Source organism: Pusillimonas caeni, assembly GCF_003545815.1.
Lineage (GTDB): Bacteria > Pseudomonadota > Gammaproteobacteria > Burkholderiales > Burkholderiaceae_B > Pusillimonas > Pusillimonas caeni.
Genome location: NZ_PDUW01000009.1, coordinates 143049 through 161029, shown reverse-complemented (window position 1 = coordinate 161029; position 17981 = coordinate 143049). Strand labels below are relative to the sequence as shown.

The following is a 17981-nucleotide window of genomic DNA, read 5'->3' as shown; positions in this document are numbered from 1 at the left end:
CGCGTTCAGTCTTCTTGATGATAGCGCCGCACGCGCTCGACTTCGTTCTTGGAGCCCAGGACGACGCCGATGCGTTGATGCAGAGCTTGAGGCTTGACGTCCAGGATGCGGGTTTCGCCGTCCAGCGCGGCACCGCCGGCCTGCTCGACGATGAAGGCCATGGGGTTGGCCTCGTACATCAGGCGCAGCTTGCCTTTCTTGCCCGAGGGACGTTCGTCGCGCGGGTACATGAAGATGCCGCCGCGCGTCATGATGCGATGCACGTCGGCCACCATGGAGGCGATCCAGCGCATGTTGTAGTCTTTGCCCAGCGGCCCGGTCGAGCCGGCGAGGCAGTCGTCGATATAGCGCTTGACGGGCGGCTCCCAGTGCCGCATGTTGGACATATTGATGGCGAATTCGGCCGTGTCCTCGGGAATCGTCAGGTTTTCTTCCGTCAGCAGCCAGGTGCCCATTTCGCGGTCGAGCGTAAAGGCCGCCACGCCGTTGCCCAGGGTCAGCACCAGCATGCTTTGCGGGCCGTACACGGCATAGCCGGCGGCAACCTGTTGGCTGCCCGGCTGCAGGAAGTCGCTTTCTTCGATGTCGCGCCCGGGGGCGTCCGAAGGTGCATGCAGGACCGAAAAGATGGTGCCGATCGAGACGTTGACATCGATGTTCGAGGAGCCGTCCAGGGGATCGAACAGCAACAGGTATTCGCCCTTGGGATAGCGGTTGGGAATGCGGTGCAGGGTTTCCATTTCTTCGGAAGCCATGGCCGCCAGGTGGCCGCCCCATTCGTTGGCCTCGAGCAGAATTTCGTTCGACATGACGTCGAGCTTTTTCTGTACTTCACCCTGCACGTTCTCGCTGTCGAGGCTGCCCAGCACGCCGCCCAGCGCTCCTTTGCTGACTGCGTGTCCGATCGCCTTGCAGGCGCGGGCCACCGTCTCGATCAACAGCCGGACTTCGGCCGGCACGGTCTGGTGGGTGCGCTGCTGTTCAACCAGATATTGGGTAAGCGTCTTGCGGTTCAAGAGGGACTCCTGTCAGATGTTCAAGGCTTTGGAGATGATCTCGGCGACGTTGCGCGAGAGCGGCTCGTGTTGCTGTATGCGCTGCAGCGCATCGCGCACGGCATCGCGGTTTGGGGGGATATAACGGGCCCAGTTGTCGAAGGCGCGCGCCAGGCGCGCGGCGATCTCGGGGTTGAGTGCGTCCAGGGCCAGCACCTGCTCGGCCCAGAAATCGTAGCCTTCAGGCCGGTGCACGCCCAGCATGTTGTTCATGCAGAACTGGAAAATCAATGACCGGGCCCGATTGGGATTGCGCAGCGTGAAGGCCGGATGCAGCATGAGGGCGCGAACGGTGTCGGTCCGGGTGGAGCAGGCCGTGGCCTGCAGGGCGAACCAGCGGTCGACCACCAGCGGATCGTGCTGCCACTGTTCGTAGAAGTGCTGCAGGGCGCGCGTCGCAGCGGGTGTGTCGCCCCGCGCCACCAAGGCCGACAAGCCACCCATGCGGTCCGTCATGTTGCGGGCGCCTTCGTACTGCGCCAGCGCCAGGCTTTCTGCCTGAGGGTGCTCGCCCGCCGCCAGATAGGCCAGGGCGAGGTTCTTGAGGGCCCGGCGGCCCGACGCGACCGCATCGGGGCTATAGTCTTCGGGCTCGGCGGCGGCGCAGGCCTCGTAGGTGTCGAGCCATGCATCGGCCAGTGCGCGGCCCAGGTGCGCGCGAAGGCCTTCGCGGGCCTGTGCCACGGCCAAGGGGTCCATGGGGTCGGTTCTTTCGAGCAGGACTTTGGCGGCGGGCAGGGTCAATACCCGCGCACGATAGGCATCGTTGAGGCTTTCGTCCTGAAGCAAGGCGCGCCAGGTTTGCACCAGTATGGTTTCGCCTTGCTCATTGTGTGCGGACCGCGCCATGGCCAGCAATCGGCGCGTGGCCAGCTCCTGTCCGGCTTCCCAGCGGGCGAATGGGTCGGTGTCGTGGCGCGCCAGCAAGGCCAGCTCGGCGTCGTCCCGCTCGTACTCGACAATGACCGGCGCCGAGAAATTGCGCAGCAGCGAGGCCACCGGCCGTTCGGCAATGTCGGGAAAGGTCCAGCTCTGTGATTCGGCGCACAGGTCGAGAACGACGGTTTCGTGGTCGCGCCCTTCGTGGCGAAGGGTCAGCGTGCCTCCCCGTGAGTCGAGCAGCCCCAGGGCAAAGGGAATGTGCAGCGGCGGTTTTTCCAGGGGTGGATTGTGCAGTTTCTCGATGCCGACCGGCGCGCACTGCTGGCGCAGCGTGATGCGGCATTCGCGGCGTTCGGCATCGTGTTGCAGCGTGACATGCACGCGCGGGGTGCCCGCCTGCGAATACCAGCGGCGGAAGACGTCGAGCGACTTGCCGGGGTGGCGCGCACGGTAGACCGAATCCATGGGGTCGACGAAATCGTCGCAGGTGACGGCCTGGCCGTCGTGGCGTCGGAAGTACTCGCGTATTCCGGCCTGGAAGCCTTCTTCGCCCAGCAGCGTGTGCTGCATGCGTATGACTTCGGCGCCTTTTTCGTAGACGGTGGCGGTGTAGAAGTTGGTGATCTCCTGATAGCTTTCCGGCCGGATCGGATGGGCCATGGGGCCGGCATCCTCGGGGAACTGCGCGACGCGCAAAGCCGTGACGTCGTCGATGCGCTTGACCGCCCGCGCGCTGCGGGCGGCCTCTTCGGACAGGCCGTGAGCCATCATGTCGGCCGAAAACTCCTGGTCGCGAAAAACCGTGAGCCCCTCTTTGAGCGACAGCTGGAACCAGTCGCGGCAGGTGACCCGGTTGCCGGTCCAGTTGTGGAAGTACTCGTGGCCGATGACGCTTTCGATGCCGTGGTAGCTGGCGTCGGTCGCGGTGTCGGGGTCGGCCAGCACGTAGGACGAATTGAATATGTTCAGGCCTTTGTTTTCCATGGCCCCCATGTTGAAGTCGCGCGCCGCGACCACCATGAAGCGGTCCAGGTCCAGCTGCAGGCCGAATCGCCGTTCATCCCATTGCACCGACCTGTGAAGGCAGTCGAGCGCCCACTCGGTCTTGTTGCGCGAGCCCTTGTCGCTGTATATCTGCAGCAGCGCATCGCGCCCGCCGCCGGTGCGGATGCGACGCTCGAGGCAGTCGAAGTCTCCGGCCACCAGCGCAAAGAGATAGCTGGGCTTTGGGTGCGGGTCTTCCCAGACGGCTTCGTGCCGCCCGTCCTCGAGCTGGCTGCCGGCCACCAGATTGCCGTTGGACAGCAGAAGGGGGTAAGAGGCCTTGTCGGCGCGCAGTGTAACGGTATAGCGCGACATGACGTCGGGCCGGTCGGGATACCAGGTGATGCGGCGAAACCCTTCGGCCTCGCATTGGGTAAAGAGGCTGTCGCCCGAAACGTAAAGACCCATCAGGGCGGAGTTTTCGGCGGGGCGGCATTCGCTGACCACGTCGACGGTAAAGCGCGGGCTTTTTGGAAACAGTGTCAGTGTTTCGTCGTCGAGACGGTATTCGCCGGGCCCGAGCTCGACGCCGTCGATGGCGACGGATATCAGGCTCAGTTCTTGCCCATTGAGCAGCAGCGGCGGCAAGCCGCCGTCAACGTTGCGCTCGACCTCGAAGCGTGCGTGCACACGGGTACGTTCCGCATCGAGATCGAATTGAAGCGCCACCTGAGGCAGCTTATACGGGTAAGGCTGATAATCGTGGCGTGAGATGGCGGGGGCGGTGTCTGTGCGCATGTAAATCGATCGGCCAAAGGGTTCGTGAATACAATGTATTGTAGTGGCAGGGTGTCCCCTGCGGTACCGCTGCGGCGGTGCAACCTTTTACGCCGCCGCGGGTCTGAGTTCTGGTGATCGCCATCTTTGGGAGCAAGGTATGTTGCAACGCACAATACGAGAAGCGGCCGCATGGTCGCGCATGCTTTTTGGCGTGGCCGCCCTCATGCTTCTGGCCGGCTGCGCCTCCACTTTATCGGCGCGCGTTACGACCTTCCAGCAATGGCCTGCCGACTCCCAGGGCGCCCATTACCGCATCGTGCCCCCTTCGGGCGATACGCTCGAGGTCCAGGCGTTTTCGGACATGATACGCGCGGCGATCGGACGCACCGGCCTGGTCGAAGCGCAGGGCGGCCAGAAACCCCGTTTCGACGTGCATTTCGAATATGGCAGCACGACGTCGCAGGAATGGGTCCAGCGCTTCTATGATCCGTATTTCGACGGCTTCGGGCCTTGGGGCTGGGGCGGCTATTACGGCGGGTACAGGGGTTGGGGCGGCGGAATCTATTACACGCCGTCCGTCGTGAACGTGCCGGTACGGGTCAATAAAAATACCCTTACCGTCACCATCAACGATAATCAGCGCCAGGGTGCGCAGGTATATAAATCGACGGCCGTCAGCACGTCCGGAAGCTTGGTTGAAGTCATGCCTTATTTGGCTCAGGCGGTATTCGACGGTTTTCCGGGCAACAACGGCCAGGTCCGCAATATCACTTACGAGCTGCAACATTAACGAGGCCGGAAATCGCAGCGTATTATGCTCGCCGCAACGCCTGTGCAGGGCTTTTTCGAGGGCGCCGGGCGCCCTCGGGCGGATTTTCTCAGCGTTTGATCAGGAATTGATCGCGGCTTTTACCCGCGGCTTCGGCTTCGCTGATCCAGCGCGGCGCCTTGCCGCGGCCGGTCCAGGTGGCACCTGTCTCGGGGTGCTTGTATTTGGGCGGCACGGTGCGTTTGGCCGCGGTGGCGGCCCGGGCAGGGCGGGCGGTTGAACGGGCCGGTTTTTTCTTGGTATAGGCGGCGGTGATTTCTTCGGGAGAGATGTCGTATTCGCGCATTGAACGCACGATGGAGGCTATGACAGGCGAGCGTTGCTTGGTTTGAAGCGCCTGGGCTTGCTTTTGAAGACGGGTAATTTCTTTCTGGATTTTCAACTGAAGTGCGGCGTACGTGTCGCGCGTCATTATCTTTCCTTGCCAGATAATCCATTAATAAAGGGGATTGCGAATAGACGTATTATTATGTGCCCGTATATTAATTCAATTGCATTATTAATAAAAGGCGCCAAAGCAAAACGTTCCAGCGGGCTTTTTGAATATGCACGCCTACCGAAACTTTATATTCAAATTTTTCCTATACCGATATTTGATTTTCTTGCGCGGCATATTAATTTTCAATGAATCAAGATGTCATTTCGAAAGATGTTTTATTATTACATTCGACATTTTTTGTAATTCTTTCGATGCGGCGATTGAATAAATGGACAACATGAGCAATATCGATGACTTTTGCGTGGCAGCCATACAAACCGTGTCCAGCGCGGACGTGCGCGATAATCTGGAACAGGCGGCAGCGTTAATACAGCAAGCGGCCGAACGCGGCGCGCAGATGGCCGTCCTGCCCGAATATTTCTGCCTGATGGGGCGGCGCGACGTCGACAAGGTCGCCCTGCGCGAGCAGCCCGGCACGGGGCCCATCCAGCAATTTTTGCGCGAGTCGGCCAGGCGCCATGGCATATGGCTCGTGGGCGGTACGCTGCCGCTTGAAAGCCCCGATTCCGGCCGCATCTATAACACGACGCTGGTCTATGACCCGCAGGGCGAACAAGTGGCGCGCTACGACAAGATCCATCTTTTCGGTTTCCGGCGCGGCGATGAGTCCTACGACGAGTCGGTCACCATTCGGCCGGGCGAATTGCAGCCGCGCACTTTCGATGCCCCTTGCGGCAAGGTGGGGCTCTCCATCTGCTACGATTTGCGGTTTCCCGAACTGTACCGGGCCTTCGGTGAAACGAGCCTCATTGTCGTGCCCGCGGCGTTCACGTATACGACCGGTTCGGCCCATTGGGAGACCCTGCTTCGAGCCCGCGCCATCGAGAACCAATGCTACGTGCTGGCGGCCGCACAGGGGGGCAAGCACGAGAACGGTCGCCGGACATGGGGGCATTCGATGCTGATCGACCCCTGGGGCGAGGTGCTGGATTGCCTGCCCGAAGGCCCGGGCCTTGCCGTGGGCGTCGTGAACCAGGGCCGCCTGGACGACGTCCGGCAGGCCCTGCCGGCCCTGCGGCACCGAACGCTGTAACCCACACTAATCACACCGTTAATTTATGAAAATCGCCGATCCTGCCATCCACGCCCTTGCCACTGCCAAGTCGTTGCTGCTCGACCCATGGGGTCTGACCGAGGCCGACATGGCGCGTGCCCTGGGCGAGATATTCACGCACAAGGTCGATTATGCCGACCTCTATTTTCAATACACGCGCAGCGAAGGCTGGAGCCTCGAAGAGGGCATCGTCAAGACCGGCAGCTTTTCCATCGGCCAGGGTGTCGGCGTGCGCGCCCTCAGCGGCGAGAAAACCGCCTTTGCCTACTCGGACACGCTCTCTCCCGATGCCTTGCTGTCGTCCGCGCGCGCGGTGCGCAGCATCGCCCGCCAGGGGGCCGGCCGGCAAAAGATCGTCGCGCGGCCCGATGCGGCCGGCCACGATCTGTATCCGGCCGTCGATCCGCTGAACACGCTTTCGGCGCCGGACAAGGTGGCGCTGCTCGAACGCCTCGAAGCCATGGCCCGCGCCGCCGACCCGCACATCATCCAGGTCATGGCCGGCCTGGGGGCCGAATACGACGTGGTCCTGGTCGCGGGCAGCGACGGCAGATTGGTGGCCGACGTGCGCCCGCTGGTGCGCCTGTCGCTGACCGTCATCGCCGAGCGGGATGGGCGCCGCGAGATGGGGCACGGAGGCGGCGGGGGCCGCGCCGGCCTGGCCTACTTCACCGACGACGTCCTGCGCTCTTATGTGCAACGCGCCACGCACGAAGCCCTGACCAATCTTTCCGCCCGTCCGGCGCCCGCCGGAGAAATGACGGTGGTGTTGGGGTCCGGCTGGCCCGGCATCCTGCTGCACGAGGCGGTCGGGCACGGCCTGGAGGGCGATTTCAACCGCAAGGGCTCCAGCGTCTTCGCCGGCCGGGTGGGCGAGCGGGTCGCCTCCAAAGGCGTCACCGTGGTCGATGACGGCACGCTGGCCGACCGGCGCGGCTCGCTCAATATCGACGACGAAGGCAACCCCACCCAGCGCAATGTCTTGATCGAAGACGGCATTCTGAAAGGCTATCTGCAGGATTCTCTCAATGCGCGCCTGATGAAGACCGCCGTTACCGGAAACGGCCGGCGCGAATCCTTCGCCCACCTGCCCATGCCCCGCATGACCAACACCTATATGCTGGCGGGCCGGGACGATCCGCAGGAAATCATCGCTTCGGTCAAGAAGGGGCTGTATGCCGTCAACTTCGGGGGCGGACAGGTCGACATCACCAACGGTAAATTCGTGTTCTCGGCCTCCGAGGCCTACATGATCGAAAACGGCAGGATCAGCTATCCGGTCAAGGGGGCCACCCTCATCGGCAATGGTCCGGACGCCATGACCCAGGTCAGCATGATAGGCAACGACCTCGAACTGGACTCGGGCGTGGGCACCTGCGGCAAGGACGGCCAGAGCGTGCCTGTCGGCGTCGGCATGCCCACTATCCGGATGGAAGGCCTGACTGTCGGCGGGACGGCCTGAAGCACCTCCCAAAAGAGTTACCATTTGTATCTGAAGCCGCTGCGGTCCGCAGCGGCTTTTTTCATTGCAGGGCGGGGGTTTCCAGCATATTTCGAACCCGCAACCTTACCCAAATACGGCGGTAATCCGGTTGACTCGAATGGTTCTGGACAATATGATTTGAGTAGAAATCAATTTAACTGAATTATTTCCTATCATGACGGATTTCGTTGAACCCCAAGCGTACGATTTGCGTATTTTGCGTGCCCTGCGCCGCATTACGCGATCCATTGCGCTGCATTCGCGGCAGCTGGCGGCGGGCAGCAACATTACTGCCCCGCAGCTCATCTGCCTGCGCGCGATCGTCGAGAAAGGCCCCATGACGGCCACGGCCATCAGCCGCGAAATCCATGTCAGCGCCAGCACGGTCGTGGGTATTCTCGACCGTCTGGAAGACAAGGAACTGATTCGGCGCGAACGCGGACGGGAAGACCGCCGCATCGTATTCGTTTCGGCCACTCAGGCCGGTATCACGCTCGCTCGGGAAACGCCTTCGCCGCTGCAAAAAAAGCTTGCGGACGCCCTGAACGAGCTACCTGAACTGGAGCAGGCCACGATTACGCTCTCGCTCGAGCGCATCGTCGATCTCATGGAGTCCGGCGGTGTGACCCCGGTCGAAGTGTCGGCCGAGCTTGCTTCCCCAATACTAGAGGTTCCCGACGGGCGCATCCCGCCTGAATCGGGTTTGGTAGTTTGATTGACGACACAGAAACTTATCTCTCCGCGCAGCCCGATACCGTGTCCGGCACGAGCCAAACGCAAACCGGACACGACACAGCACTGCGCCTTCCCAACAAGGCAGACGCTTCTGCCATTCACAAGCTCATCGAGCAGTGTCCGCCGCTGGACCTGAACTCGATCTACACCTACCTGCTTCTTTCCGAGCACTTCCGGCAGACCTGCGTGCTTGCCGATGGGCCGCAAGGCCCGGATGGGTTCATTTCAGCCTACATCCCCCCCGGCAAGCCCGACGTGCTGTTCATATGGCAGGTTGCGGTGCACGAGCGGGCGCGCGGACGCAGTCTCGGGCGGCGCATGCTGCTCGACCTTCTGGCAAGGCCGCAGCTTGCCGAGATACGCTACATCGAGACCACTGTGGGGCCCGACAATGCGGCCTCGCGGGGCATGTTCGCGGGACTGGCCCGCCACTTGCAAGCCGATGTCTCGGAGAGCGCTTTCTTCGACAGCCACTTGTTCGGCGATGCGGGCCATGACGACGAGCGGCTGATCCGTATCGGGCCATTGCGCCTGCCTCCCCCCGATATATAGCTGTTGCGGTTTTTTCGGCCGCCGCCCGGCGGGGCGGCTCGGGTCCGCGAGGGCCCTGGCTGTTTCTGAGACGTGAATCCCAATAACTTGAGAGGAAGATGATTATGGATTTGAATATTTTTGACCGGATGGAGTCCGAGGTCCGTGGCTACGTCCGGTCGTTCCCGGTAATTTTCAATCAGGCTCGCGGCTCGGTGCTGGTGGACGAAACCGGCAAAGAGTACATCGACTTCTTCAGCGGCGCGGGCACCCTGAACTACGGCCACAACAACCCCATCCTGAAGGCCAAGGTCATCGAGTACCTGAACTCCGACGGAGTGATTCATGGCCTCGACATGGCCACCACGGCCAAGAAGGATTTTCTGGAAACGGTCGACCGCGTGCTGCTGAAGCCGCGCAACTGGCAGTACAAGCTGCAGTTCACGGGACCCACCGGCACCAACGCCGTCGAGGCCGCCCTGAAGCTGGCCCGCCTGGTCAAGGGCCGTCCCAACGTCATTTCGTTCACGCACGGCTTTCACGGCGTGAGCGGCGGTTCGCTGGGCGTGACCGCGAACGCCAAGTTCCGCGACGCCGCAGGCGTATCGCTGGCCAACACTTCGTTCATGCCCTACGACGGCTATTTCGGCCCGGACGTGAACACCATCAGCTATCTGGAGCGCATGCTCGAGGATCCGAGCAGCGGCATGGACCGCCCCGCCGCGATCATCGTCGAGACGGTGCAGGGCGAGGGCGGAGTCAACGTCGCCACGGTGCGCTGGCTCAAGGACCTGGAAAAACTCTGCCGCCAGCACGACATGCTGCTCATCGTGGACGACATCCAGGTGGGTTGCGGCCGCACGGGCAGCTTCTTCAGCTTCGAGTCGGCCGGCATCAGCCCCGACATCATCACCTTGTCCAAGTCCCTGTCGGGATTCGGCCTGCCGATGTCGCTGGTGCTGTTCAAGCCCGAACTGGATATCTGGAAGCCCGGCGCCCATAGCGGCACTTTCCGGGGCAACAACATGGCATTCGTGACCGCCTCGCAGGCATTGGATAGTTACTGGGCCGACGAAGCATTCGCCACCGACGTGCAGCGCAAGGCGGGCATGGTGCGCGACTGGCTCGAGAATCTCGTTCATAGCTATCCCATGGCTGACTTGAGCGTGCGCGGCCGCGGCCTCATACAGGGCCTGGTCACGCCGGTGGGCGACGACATGGCCAATCAATTCGCGCGCAAGGCGTTCGAACAGGGCCTGGTCATCGAGACTTCGGGCGCCAATGACGAAGTGCTGAAGGTGCTTCCCGCCCTGACCATCCCCGAGGAGCAGCTCAAGGCCGGGCTGGAGATTATTGAGCGCAGCGTGGCGCAGGTTCTACAGGAAAAGGGCGTGAGTTCCAGCGCCCATGTTTTGAAATTTGGAGGTAAGCGTCGATGATAGTCAAGAACGTGAAGGACGTGATTGGCACCGAACACGAAGTCAAGACCGAGACCTGGCTCAGCCGCCGCGTGCTGCTGCAGAAGGACGGCATGGGTTTCTCGTTTCATGAAACCGTCATTTTTCCGGGCACCGAGACCCACATCCACTACCAGAACCATCTGGAAGCCGTGTGGTGCATCGAAGGCGACGGAGAAGTCGAAACCATCGCCGACGGCAAGAAGTACGCGCTGGGCCCGGGCGTGGTCTATGCGCTGGATCAGCACGACGAGCACTGGCTGCGTGGGGGCAAGGAGCCCCTGCGGGTGATCTGCGTGTTCAATCCGCCCCTGACGGGTTTCGAGGTTCATGACGAAGACGGAGTCTATCCGGCCGCGGTCACCGACGCGGCCTAGGCTTTCGAACATCGGGCGGGCGGGGCGGCCGGCGGTTTGCAAGCCGCCGCGCCGATCCGGCCCCGCCTTGAAAGGAGCAAGCTATGACTATGGGTGATTTATACGTTTCGCGAACGGACCGTGGTTCGGCCATCATCGCCCGGCAGGACCCGGTCGTATACGAGGGCGGCAGCTACGCCGACGCGCTGGACGCCGAGCAGATCGCGAGCTACAACCGCGACGGCTTCATCATGCTGCAGGATCTCTTCAGCGACGACGAGGTCGAAGCCCTGCTGGACGAGGTCAAGCGCATGAGCGTGGACGCCGACATCACCAGCCTGAAGGAAGCGATACGCGAGCCGGGCGGCGACGCCGTGCGCTCCATCTTCCGCGTGCACGAACTGAGCGACCGCATCGCCGCGCTGGCGCGCGATCCGCGCCTGATCCACGTGGCGCGGCAGATACTGGGCTCGGAAGTCTACATGCATCAATCGCGAGCCAACATGAAGCCCGGCTTCAAGGGCAAAGAGTTCTACTGGCATTCCGATTTCGAGACCTGGCACGTCGAGGACGGCATGCCCAATATGCGCGCCCTGAGTTGCTCGGTACTGCTGACCGACAACAACGAGTGCAACGGGCCGCTGATGCTGATTCCCGGTTCGCACATGCAGTTCATCTCGTGCCAGGGCCGGACGCCCGACGAGAACTACAAGAAGTCCTTGCGGGCCCAGGAATACGGCGTGCCCGATCCGCTCAGCCTGCAATTGCTGGCCGACCAGGGCGGCATCCGCCAGATGACCGGCAAGGCCGGCTCGGTGGTGTTCTTCGACTGCAACGCCATGCACGGCTCCACGGGCAATATCTCGCCCTGGCCGCGCGCCAACGTGTTCATGGTGTACAACAGCGTCGAAAACACGCTCAATCCGCCCAAGTACGGCCTGAAGCCGCGGCCCGAATACATTGCCGCGCGCAAGGATTTCTCGCCGCTGGAGCCGGCCGACGCGACCAGCGCCGTGGCGTGACGGCCTGAAGGTTCGCCTTGCGGCGAGCCCCGCACGATCGAAAAGCCCGAAGCCGTTTGCGGCCTTCGGGCTTTTTTGCCGCCGGGCCGCCCAAAGGCTCGGCGCCCCGGCAAAAAACGGCCCCCTTTGGGAGCAGCAAGCAGGCGTAGCCTGCGTGGCGTGGAGGCATTTTCTGCAGGGAGCGGCCGGTCGCTTCCCTGTGGAAGGGCCCTCAAGCCGGATTCAGGAAGGCGCTCAGGAATTCACGGGTACGCGCTTCGCGGGGTTCGGTGAACAGCTGCTCGGGCGGGCCGTCCTCGAGCACGCGCCCTTTGTCGAAAAAGCAGATGCGGTCCGATATCTGCTTGGCGAACTGCATCTCGTGCGTGACCAGCAACATGGTCAGGTCGTGCTCCTGGGCCAGCCGCTGGATGACGGTAAGCACCTCGCCCACCAGTTCGGGGTCCAGCGCCGAGGTGGGTTCGTCGAACAGCATGATGCCGGGCCGCATGGCCAGCGCCCGCGCGATGGCCACCCGCTGCTGCTGGCCGCCTGAAAGCTGGCTGGGGAATTTGTCGGCGTGCTCGCTCAGCCCGACCAGCTCAAGATATTCGTCGGCGCGCTGGCGCGCCTCCTGGCGCGACAGCTTGAGCACGTGCACGGGCGCTTCGGTGATGTTGCGGCGCACCGTCATGTGGGGAAACAGATTGAACTGCTGGAACACCATGCCCATTTCCTTGCGCATGTTGCGCAGATGGGCCTCGCCGGCGGGCACCAGGCTTCCGTTGCGCTCTTCATGCCACAGGGGTTTGCCCGCGACGTAGATGACTCCCTGGTCGATGTTTTCCAACGTCATCAGGATGCGCAGCACCGTGGACTTGCCCGAGCCCGACGGGCCGATGATGGTGACTTTCTCGCCCTTGTCGACGTGGAAATCCAGCTCGTCCAGTACGGTGACGTCGCCGAAGCGCTTGACGACACGCTCGAAGCGGATAATGGCTTGTTCGTTCATTTCAGCGGCAATCCTCGTTTTGGAAGGCGGGCGTCCAGATAGCGCACCCCCGCCGACGCGATCAGAGTAAGCACCAGATACAGGGCGCCCACCATGGAAAGCGGGATGACGTAATGGAAACTGCGGTCGCCGATGATCTGGGCGACCTTGAGCATCTCCAGCACCGATACGACCGACAGCACGGGCACGTCCTTCATGATGGAGACCAGGTAGTTGCCCAGCGCGGGAATGATGCGCGGCACGGCCTGAGGCAGGATGACGACACCGAAGGTGCGCAGCGGCGACAGGTCGAGCGCGCGCGCGGCTTCGGTCTGCCCTCTGGCCACCGACTCCAGTCCGGCGCGGTATACCTCGGACATATAGGCGCTGTATTGCACGCCAAGGGCCAGCGCGCCGGTCAGGAAGGCGGGCAGCAATATTCCGTATTCGGGCAGCACGTAATACAGGAAGAAAAGCTGTACCAGCAGGGGAGTGTCGCGCAGGAACTCGGTCAGTGCGCGCGCCGGCCAGGCGATGAAGCGCGAGCGCGCGGCCTTCAGCGCGGCCAGAACCAGCCCCAGCACGGCCGCCACCAGAAAGCCCAGCACAGTGGCCTGGATGGTGACCACCAGGCCGCGCAGCAGGATGGGCAGGATCGAGGCGGCGAACAGCCAGTCGTTGCTCGTGTCCCATTCGATGCCGAAAAGCATTAGACACCCCCCGCGCGCCAGCGCCCGACCGAGCGCTCGAGCAGCTTCATGATGGCGGTCAGCACCAGCGCCATGCCAAAGTACATCAGCAGCAGGATGGCGTAGATGGTGGTGCTGTCTTGAGTGAAGTTGCGGATCTGCTCGGCCTTGAAGGCCAGGTCGCCCAGGCTGATCAGCGAAACCAGGGCCGTGTCCTTCAGGTTCTGGACGGCCAGGTTGCCGAAGCTGGGCATCATTTCGGGAATGGCCTGGGGCAGGCTGATGCGCCACAGGGTCTGGCGCGGCGTGAAGTCCAGCGCCTTGGCCACTTCGTGCTGTTCGCGCGGCACGGCCTGCAGGGCGCCGCGCACCACCTCGGCGCCATAGGCGCCGATATTCAGGCTGAGGGCCAGCGCGCCGGCCGCCACCGGAGGCAGGCGCAGATTGATGCCCAGCGCCTCGCCGATGAGCGGCAGGGCGAAGTACAGCCAGAACAGCTGCACCAGCAGCGAGGTGCCGCGAAACACTTCGATGAAACCTACGGAGAGATAGCGGGCGGCCCGGTTCGGGGAGAGCCGGCCTACGCCGAACAGAAAAGAGAAGAAGGCGCCGCCGATGGTCGAGATGACGGTCAGCTGGACGGTGACCCATGCGCCTTCGAGCAAAGGCACGATATAGTTCATCCACTGCATGTCGGTCTCCTCGGCTCGGCCGCGGGCGTCGTGCCTGGGCGGGTGCACGGGTGTCTTGGTTCGTCCATGATCATCGGCCGGTCAATGGGCTGCGCACAATTGCTCGCGCGTGCGTTCGAAAGATTCCTCGGCGTCTATTTCGCTGAAGCCATGCCGGGCCATGATTTGCCGCCACGCCTCTGTCTGTTTGAACCGGGCCAGCTCTTCATCGACGGCCCGGACCAGGTCTTTCGAGTCTGTATTGAAGGTGAACGCGCCCCAGCTGCGGACCGGTTCGCCGTCGATGACGGGATCGGTGAATTCGGCGGCAGCCTCGACCCTGTCGTCCTTGCCCGCCAACTGATGGATGGTGGCGCTGGTGGCCGCGTAGGCTCCGGCGCGCCCCGTAGCCACGGTGGAGATCGCGTCGGAGTTGCTGGAGATGGTCACCATCCGTTCTTGCGGCACGTCTAGGGCCTGCATCATTTCAAGCTGGTCGGCGCCGGCCATGATGGCCACTTTGTCCTGGGAGCGGGCGAAGTGTTCGAAGGAGTGGATGTTCTTGGGATTGCCCTTGGCCACCAGCAGGCCTTCTCCGTACGAACTATTGGGTTGGGAGAACAGGACGTGGCCGCAGCGCTGGGGCAGGATGGCCATTTCAGCGGCGACCATGTCGAAGCGTTTGGCGCGCAGGCCCGGGATGAGGGCGCTGAAAGTGGTGCTGATCCACTCGATTTCTTTGATGCCCAATTGCTGGGCGATGTGCTGAGCGACGTCCGGCCCCACGCCTTGCGGTTTGCCGCGCAGGTCCATGTAGCCGTAGGGAATCTCGTTGGCGACGGCGATGCGCAGGCTGCCGCGCTTCTTGATCTGTTCCAGGGTGACGGCCTGGGCAAGCCCCGCCGCGCCCGCCAGCAGCGCCATCGCCATCAGCAATGCCGGCCATTTCTTCAGGGGTTTTTTGTCTGATTGGATCACGCCGTCGGATCGCTGCGCCCGGGGGCGGTGCGTGTAATTGATTCTCATAGGAATGATACCGTACAAAATCATTTCACTTCAAATCAATATCGAATCACGCCGCCTCAGGGCGAAACGGGATGCGGCTCGGGCAAAGCGACTGGCAGAACGAGGTTGGGGGACCTGATTCCAAACGCGCCATTGAACCGCTTTGTGGCAACGACTCGACAGCGGGGGATTTTTTCCTTGTCTGCGCGGGCTGGATCGTGGTAGCATCTACAGCATGAATCGTGCCGCTTACGCTTTCTTTTATTTTTATGCTTTTCCAACACCGCTGGTGGAGGAAGGGAAGCGTAGTACGCACTAAAACACCCAATTCCCAAAAAGCCGCCAGCAAAGTAGCTAGGCGGTTTTTTTTTGCCGCTGGGCCGCTGGCAATTACTGGAGTAGCTCGTGTCACACAATACCGACGATTTACGTATCCGAGAAATCAAAGAACTCAGCCCCCCCTCGCACGTCATGCGCGAGTTTGCCAGCACCCGCGAAGTGTCCGAAACCGTCTACGCCGCCCGCCGCGCGGTGCACGATGTGCTTCACGACGCGGACGACCGCCTGGTCGTCGTGATCGGCCCGTGTTCCATCCACAATACCAAGGGGGCCCTCGAATACGCCAATCGGCTCAAGGCCCAACGCGACCGCTTCCAGGGCGAGCTCGAGATCATCATGCGGGTGTACTTCGAAAAGCCCCGCACCACGGTGGGCTGGAAAGGCCTCATCAACGACCCGAACCTGGACGGCAGCTTCAACATCAATCAGGGGCTGCGCACCGCCCGCCAACTATTGCTCGAGGTCAACGCCATGGGCCTGCCGGCGGGTTGCGAATTCCTCGACATGATCACGCCGCAATACATCGCCGACCTGGTGTCCTGGGGCGCCATCGGGGCGCGCACCACCGAAAGCCAGGTTCACCGCGAGCTGGCTTCCGGTCTGTCGTGCCCGGTCGGCTTCAAGAACGGCACCGACGGCAACGTGCGCATCGCCATCGATGCCATCAAGGCGGCCTCGCAGCCGCATCACTTCCTGTCGGTCACCAAGGGCGGCCATTCGGCCATTGTCTCCACGGTGGGCAACGAAGACTGCCACGTGATACTGCGCGGCGGCAAGGCGCCCAATTACGATGCCGCCAGCGTCGAGGCCGCCTGCCAGGACCTGCTCAAGGCGGGTCTCAAGCCAAGAATCATGATCGACGCCAGCCACGCCAACAGCAACAAGGACTACACCAAGCAGCCCGAGGTCATCGAGGACGTCTGCGGCCAGGTGGCCTCGGGCGACCAGCGCATCTGTGGCGTGATGGTCGAAAGCCATCTCGTGGGCGGCCGCCAGGACCTCGTCGCCGGCAAGCCGCTCGTCTATGGCCAAAGCATCACCGACGGCTGCATCGACTGGGACGCTTCCGTGCAGGTGCTCGAGCGCCTGTCCGAGGCGGTGCGCGAACGGCGCCGGGTGGCGGTGCAGTCCAGCGCGGCCTGATGTCCGCGGCCGCGCCACCCGCCGCTCTGCCTTTTGCCGAGCCGATCACCGCTGAACCGGAGCCGACATGAACCCATTGCTGCAAGGCCGGGCCGATCGCCGCGCCATTCCGCCGGGCTTTCTCGATGCGCTGCGCGAACGGTTCGGCGCGGCGTTTTCCACGGCCGAGGCGGTACGCGAGCATCACGGGCGCGACGAATCCCCTTATCCGCCCATGCTGCCGGACGGCGTCGTCCATGCTTCGAGCGTCGAGGACATTGCCTGGGTGGCCGCCCATTGCCATCGGCATAACGTGCCGCTCATTCCTTTTGGCGCCGGCTCCTCGCTCGAGGGCCATGTGCTGGCCGTGCAGGGCGGCATCAGCCTGGACCTGTCCGGCATGGATCGCATTCTGGCGGTCGATGCCGGAGACCAGTGCGTGACGGTGCAGGCGGGGGTCAGGCGCAAGCAGCTCAACGAATATCTTCGCGATACGGGGCTTTTCTTCCCGGTCGATCCGGGCGCCGACGCGACCCTGGGAGGCATGGCGTCCACGCGCGCCTCGGGCACCAACGCGGTGCGATACGGCACCATGCGCGACAACGTGATGGCGCTCAAGGTGGTGACGGCCGACGGCCGCATCGTTGATACCGGCTCGCGCGCGCGCAAGTCCTCGGCGGGCTACGACCTCACAGCCGTCTTCGTCGGCAGCGAGGGCACGCTGGGCATCATCGCCGAGGTCACCGTTCGGTTGTATCCGCAGCCCGAAGCAGTGTCGGTTGCGGTATGCAATTTTCCGACGCTCGAGGACGCGGTGAACAGCGTCATCGAGATCATTCAGATGGGGGTGCCGATCGCCCGCGTGGAGTTCATGGACACGGACGCGGTCCGGGCCACCAATGCATACAGCAAGCTGGATCTGACTGAATCGCCGCTGCTGCTTTTCGAGTTTCATGGCAGCCCGGCGGGCGTCAAGGAACAGGCGCAGACCGTCGGCGAGATCACGGCCGGACACGGCGGCACAGACTTTCAGTGGGCCGAGCATCCCGAGGACCGGACGCGCTTGTGGACGGCCAGGCATCACGCCTATTTTGCCGGCGTGCAGTTGCGGCCAGGCTGCCGGGCTACGACGACGGACGTCTGCGTACCGATTTCGCAGCTTGCGCATTGCGTCAGCGCAACCGCGGCCGATCTCGAGACGGCGAGTTTTCCGCACACCATCGTGGGCCATGTGGGCGACGGCAACTTCCATGTGCTGATGATGATCGATCCGGACAAGCCCGAAGAGTGGCGCGAGTCCGAGCAGATCAACCGGCGCCTGGTCGAGCGCGCCATTGCCATGGGCGGCACCTGCACCGGCGAACACGGCGTGGGGCTGCACAAAATGGAATTCATGCAGGCCGAGCACGGCGATGGCGCGCTCGACCTGATGCGCGCGCTGAAGCGGGCTTATGACCCGCGGGGCATCCTCAATCCCGGCAAAACGATTCCTCCGGGCGAAGAGGGCGTAATCTAAAA

Annotated in this window: 17 protein-coding genes; 10 read left to right on the top strand and 7 right to left on the bottom strand. The window is 62.9% G+C overall.

From position 1 onward, the window contains the following. Window positions 1-5 precede the first annotated feature (5 nt). Window positions 6-1016 (bottom strand): class 1 fructose-bisphosphatase, encoded by a 1011-nt coding sequence (locus tag CSC67_RS18065; RefSeq protein WP_118995845.1) that lies wholly within the window; start codon window positions 1014-1016, stop codon window positions 6-8. Between the two features lie 12 nt (window positions 1017-1028). Beyond that, window positions 1029-3719: an aminopeptidase N gene (gene pepN, locus CSC67_RS18060; RefSeq protein ID WP_118995844.1), complete on the bottom strand. Its 2691-nt coding sequence runs from the start codon at window positions 3717-3719 to the stop codon at window positions 1029-1031. Window positions 3720-3858: 139 nt separating this feature from the next. Between pepN and CSC67_RS18055 the strand changes: the two genes are divergently transcribed. Further along, complete coding sequence (locus tag CSC67_RS18055; RefSeq protein WP_118995843.1) at window positions 3859-4491, top strand: DUF4136 domain-containing protein; 633 nt, start codon at window positions 3859-3861, stop codon at window positions 4489-4491. Window positions 4492-4579: 88 nt separating this feature from the next. Here CSC67_RS18055 and CSC67_RS18050 read toward each other — a convergent pair whose 3' ends face one another. Then, entirely contained in the window at window positions 4580-4942 is a 363-nt protein-coding gene (locus CSC67_RS18050) for an H-NS histone family protein (protein ID WP_118995842.1), read from the bottom strand. Between the two features lie 295 nt (window positions 4943-5237). Here CSC67_RS18050 and CSC67_RS18045 point away from each other — a divergent pair, with 295 nt between their 5' ends. From CSC67_RS18045 to thpD, 7 genes are all read left to right on the top strand, one after another. Further along, window positions 5238-6062 (top strand): carbon-nitrogen hydrolase family protein, encoded by an 825-nt coding sequence (locus CSC67_RS18045; RefSeq protein ID WP_118995841.1) that lies wholly within the window; start codon window positions 5238-5240, stop codon window positions 6060-6062. Between the two features lie 25 nt (window positions 6063-6087). After that, window positions 6088-7545, top strand: coding sequence for a metalloprotease TldD (tldD, locus tag CSC67_RS18040; RefSeq protein WP_118995840.1), 1458 nt, complete (start codon window positions 6088-6090; stop codon window positions 7543-7545). 196 nt (window positions 7546-7741) lie between these two features. Continuing rightward, window positions 7742-8281, top strand: coding sequence for a MarR family winged helix-turn-helix transcriptional regulator (locus CSC67_RS18035; RefSeq protein ID WP_118995839.1), 540 nt, complete (start codon window positions 7742-7744; stop codon window positions 8279-8281). Continuing rightward, a complete protein-coding gene (ectA, locus tag CSC67_RS18030) occupies window positions 8278-8853 on the top strand; it encodes a diaminobutyrate acetyltransferase (protein WP_118995838.1) in 576 nt (191 codons plus the stop codon). Before CSC67_RS18035 ends, ectA begins: the two co-directional genes overlap by 4 nt. Before the next feature lie 104 nt (window positions 8854-8957). Continuing rightward, a complete protein-coding gene (ectB, locus tag CSC67_RS18025) occupies window positions 8958-10271 on the top strand; it encodes a diaminobutyrate--2-oxoglutarate transaminase (protein ID WP_118995872.1) in 1314 nt (437 codons plus the stop codon). Continuing rightward, entirely contained in the window at window positions 10268-10666 is a 399-nt protein-coding gene (locus tag CSC67_RS18020) for an ectoine synthase (protein WP_116519103.1), read from the top strand. Before ectB ends, CSC67_RS18020 begins: the two co-directional genes overlap by 4 nt. 83 nt (window positions 10667-10749) lie before the next feature. Continuing rightward, window positions 10750-11667, top strand: coding sequence for an ectoine hydroxylase (gene thpD / locus CSC67_RS18015; RefSeq protein WP_118995837.1), 918 nt, complete (start codon window positions 10750-10752; stop codon window positions 11665-11667). A 211-nt stretch (window positions 11668-11878) separates the two neighbouring features. Here the strand turns inward: thpD and ehuA are convergent, their stop codons facing one another. The 4 genes from ehuA to ehuB form a co-directional block, all read right to left on the bottom strand. Further along, window positions 11879-12658, bottom strand: coding sequence for an ectoine/hydroxyectoine ABC transporter ATP-binding protein EhuA (ehuA, locus tag CSC67_RS18010; RefSeq protein ID WP_118995836.1), 780 nt, complete (start codon window positions 12656-12658; stop codon window positions 11879-11881). Next, complete coding sequence (gene ehuD / locus CSC67_RS18005) at window positions 12655-13347, bottom strand: ectoine/hydroxyectoine ABC transporter permease subunit EhuD (protein ID WP_118995835.1); 693 nt, start codon at window positions 13345-13347, stop codon at window positions 12655-12657. Before ehuD ends, ehuA begins: the two co-directional genes overlap by 4 nt. Further along, the gene (ehuC, locus tag CSC67_RS18000; RefSeq protein ID WP_425337670.1) at window positions 13347-14009 is read right to left on the bottom strand and encodes an ectoine/hydroxyectoine ABC transporter permease subunit EhuC; all 663 of its coding nucleotides are present in this window, start codon (window positions 14007-14009) and stop codon (window positions 13347-13349) included. Before ehuC ends, ehuD begins: the two co-directional genes overlap by 1 nt. 90 nt (window positions 14010-14099) lie before the next feature. Next, entirely contained in the window at window positions 14100-15023 is a 924-nt protein-coding gene (ehuB, locus tag CSC67_RS17995) for an ectoine/hydroxyectoine ABC transporter substrate-binding protein EhuB (RefSeq protein ID WP_245220282.1), read from the bottom strand. A gap of 384 nt (window positions 15024-15407) precedes the next feature. Between ehuB and aroG the strand changes: the two genes are divergently transcribed. Beyond that, complete coding sequence (aroG, locus tag CSC67_RS17990; protein ID WP_118995833.1) at window positions 15408-16484, top strand: 3-deoxy-7-phosphoheptulonate synthase AroG; 1077 nt, start codon at window positions 15408-15410, stop codon at window positions 16482-16484. 67 nt (window positions 16485-16551) lie between these two features. After that, on the top strand, window positions 16552-17979 hold the full coding sequence (locus CSC67_RS17985) for an FAD-binding oxidoreductase (protein WP_118995832.1): 1428 nt from the start codon (window positions 16552-16554) through the stop codon (window positions 17977-17979). The last annotated feature ends 2 nt before the right edge of the window (window positions 17980-17981 follow it).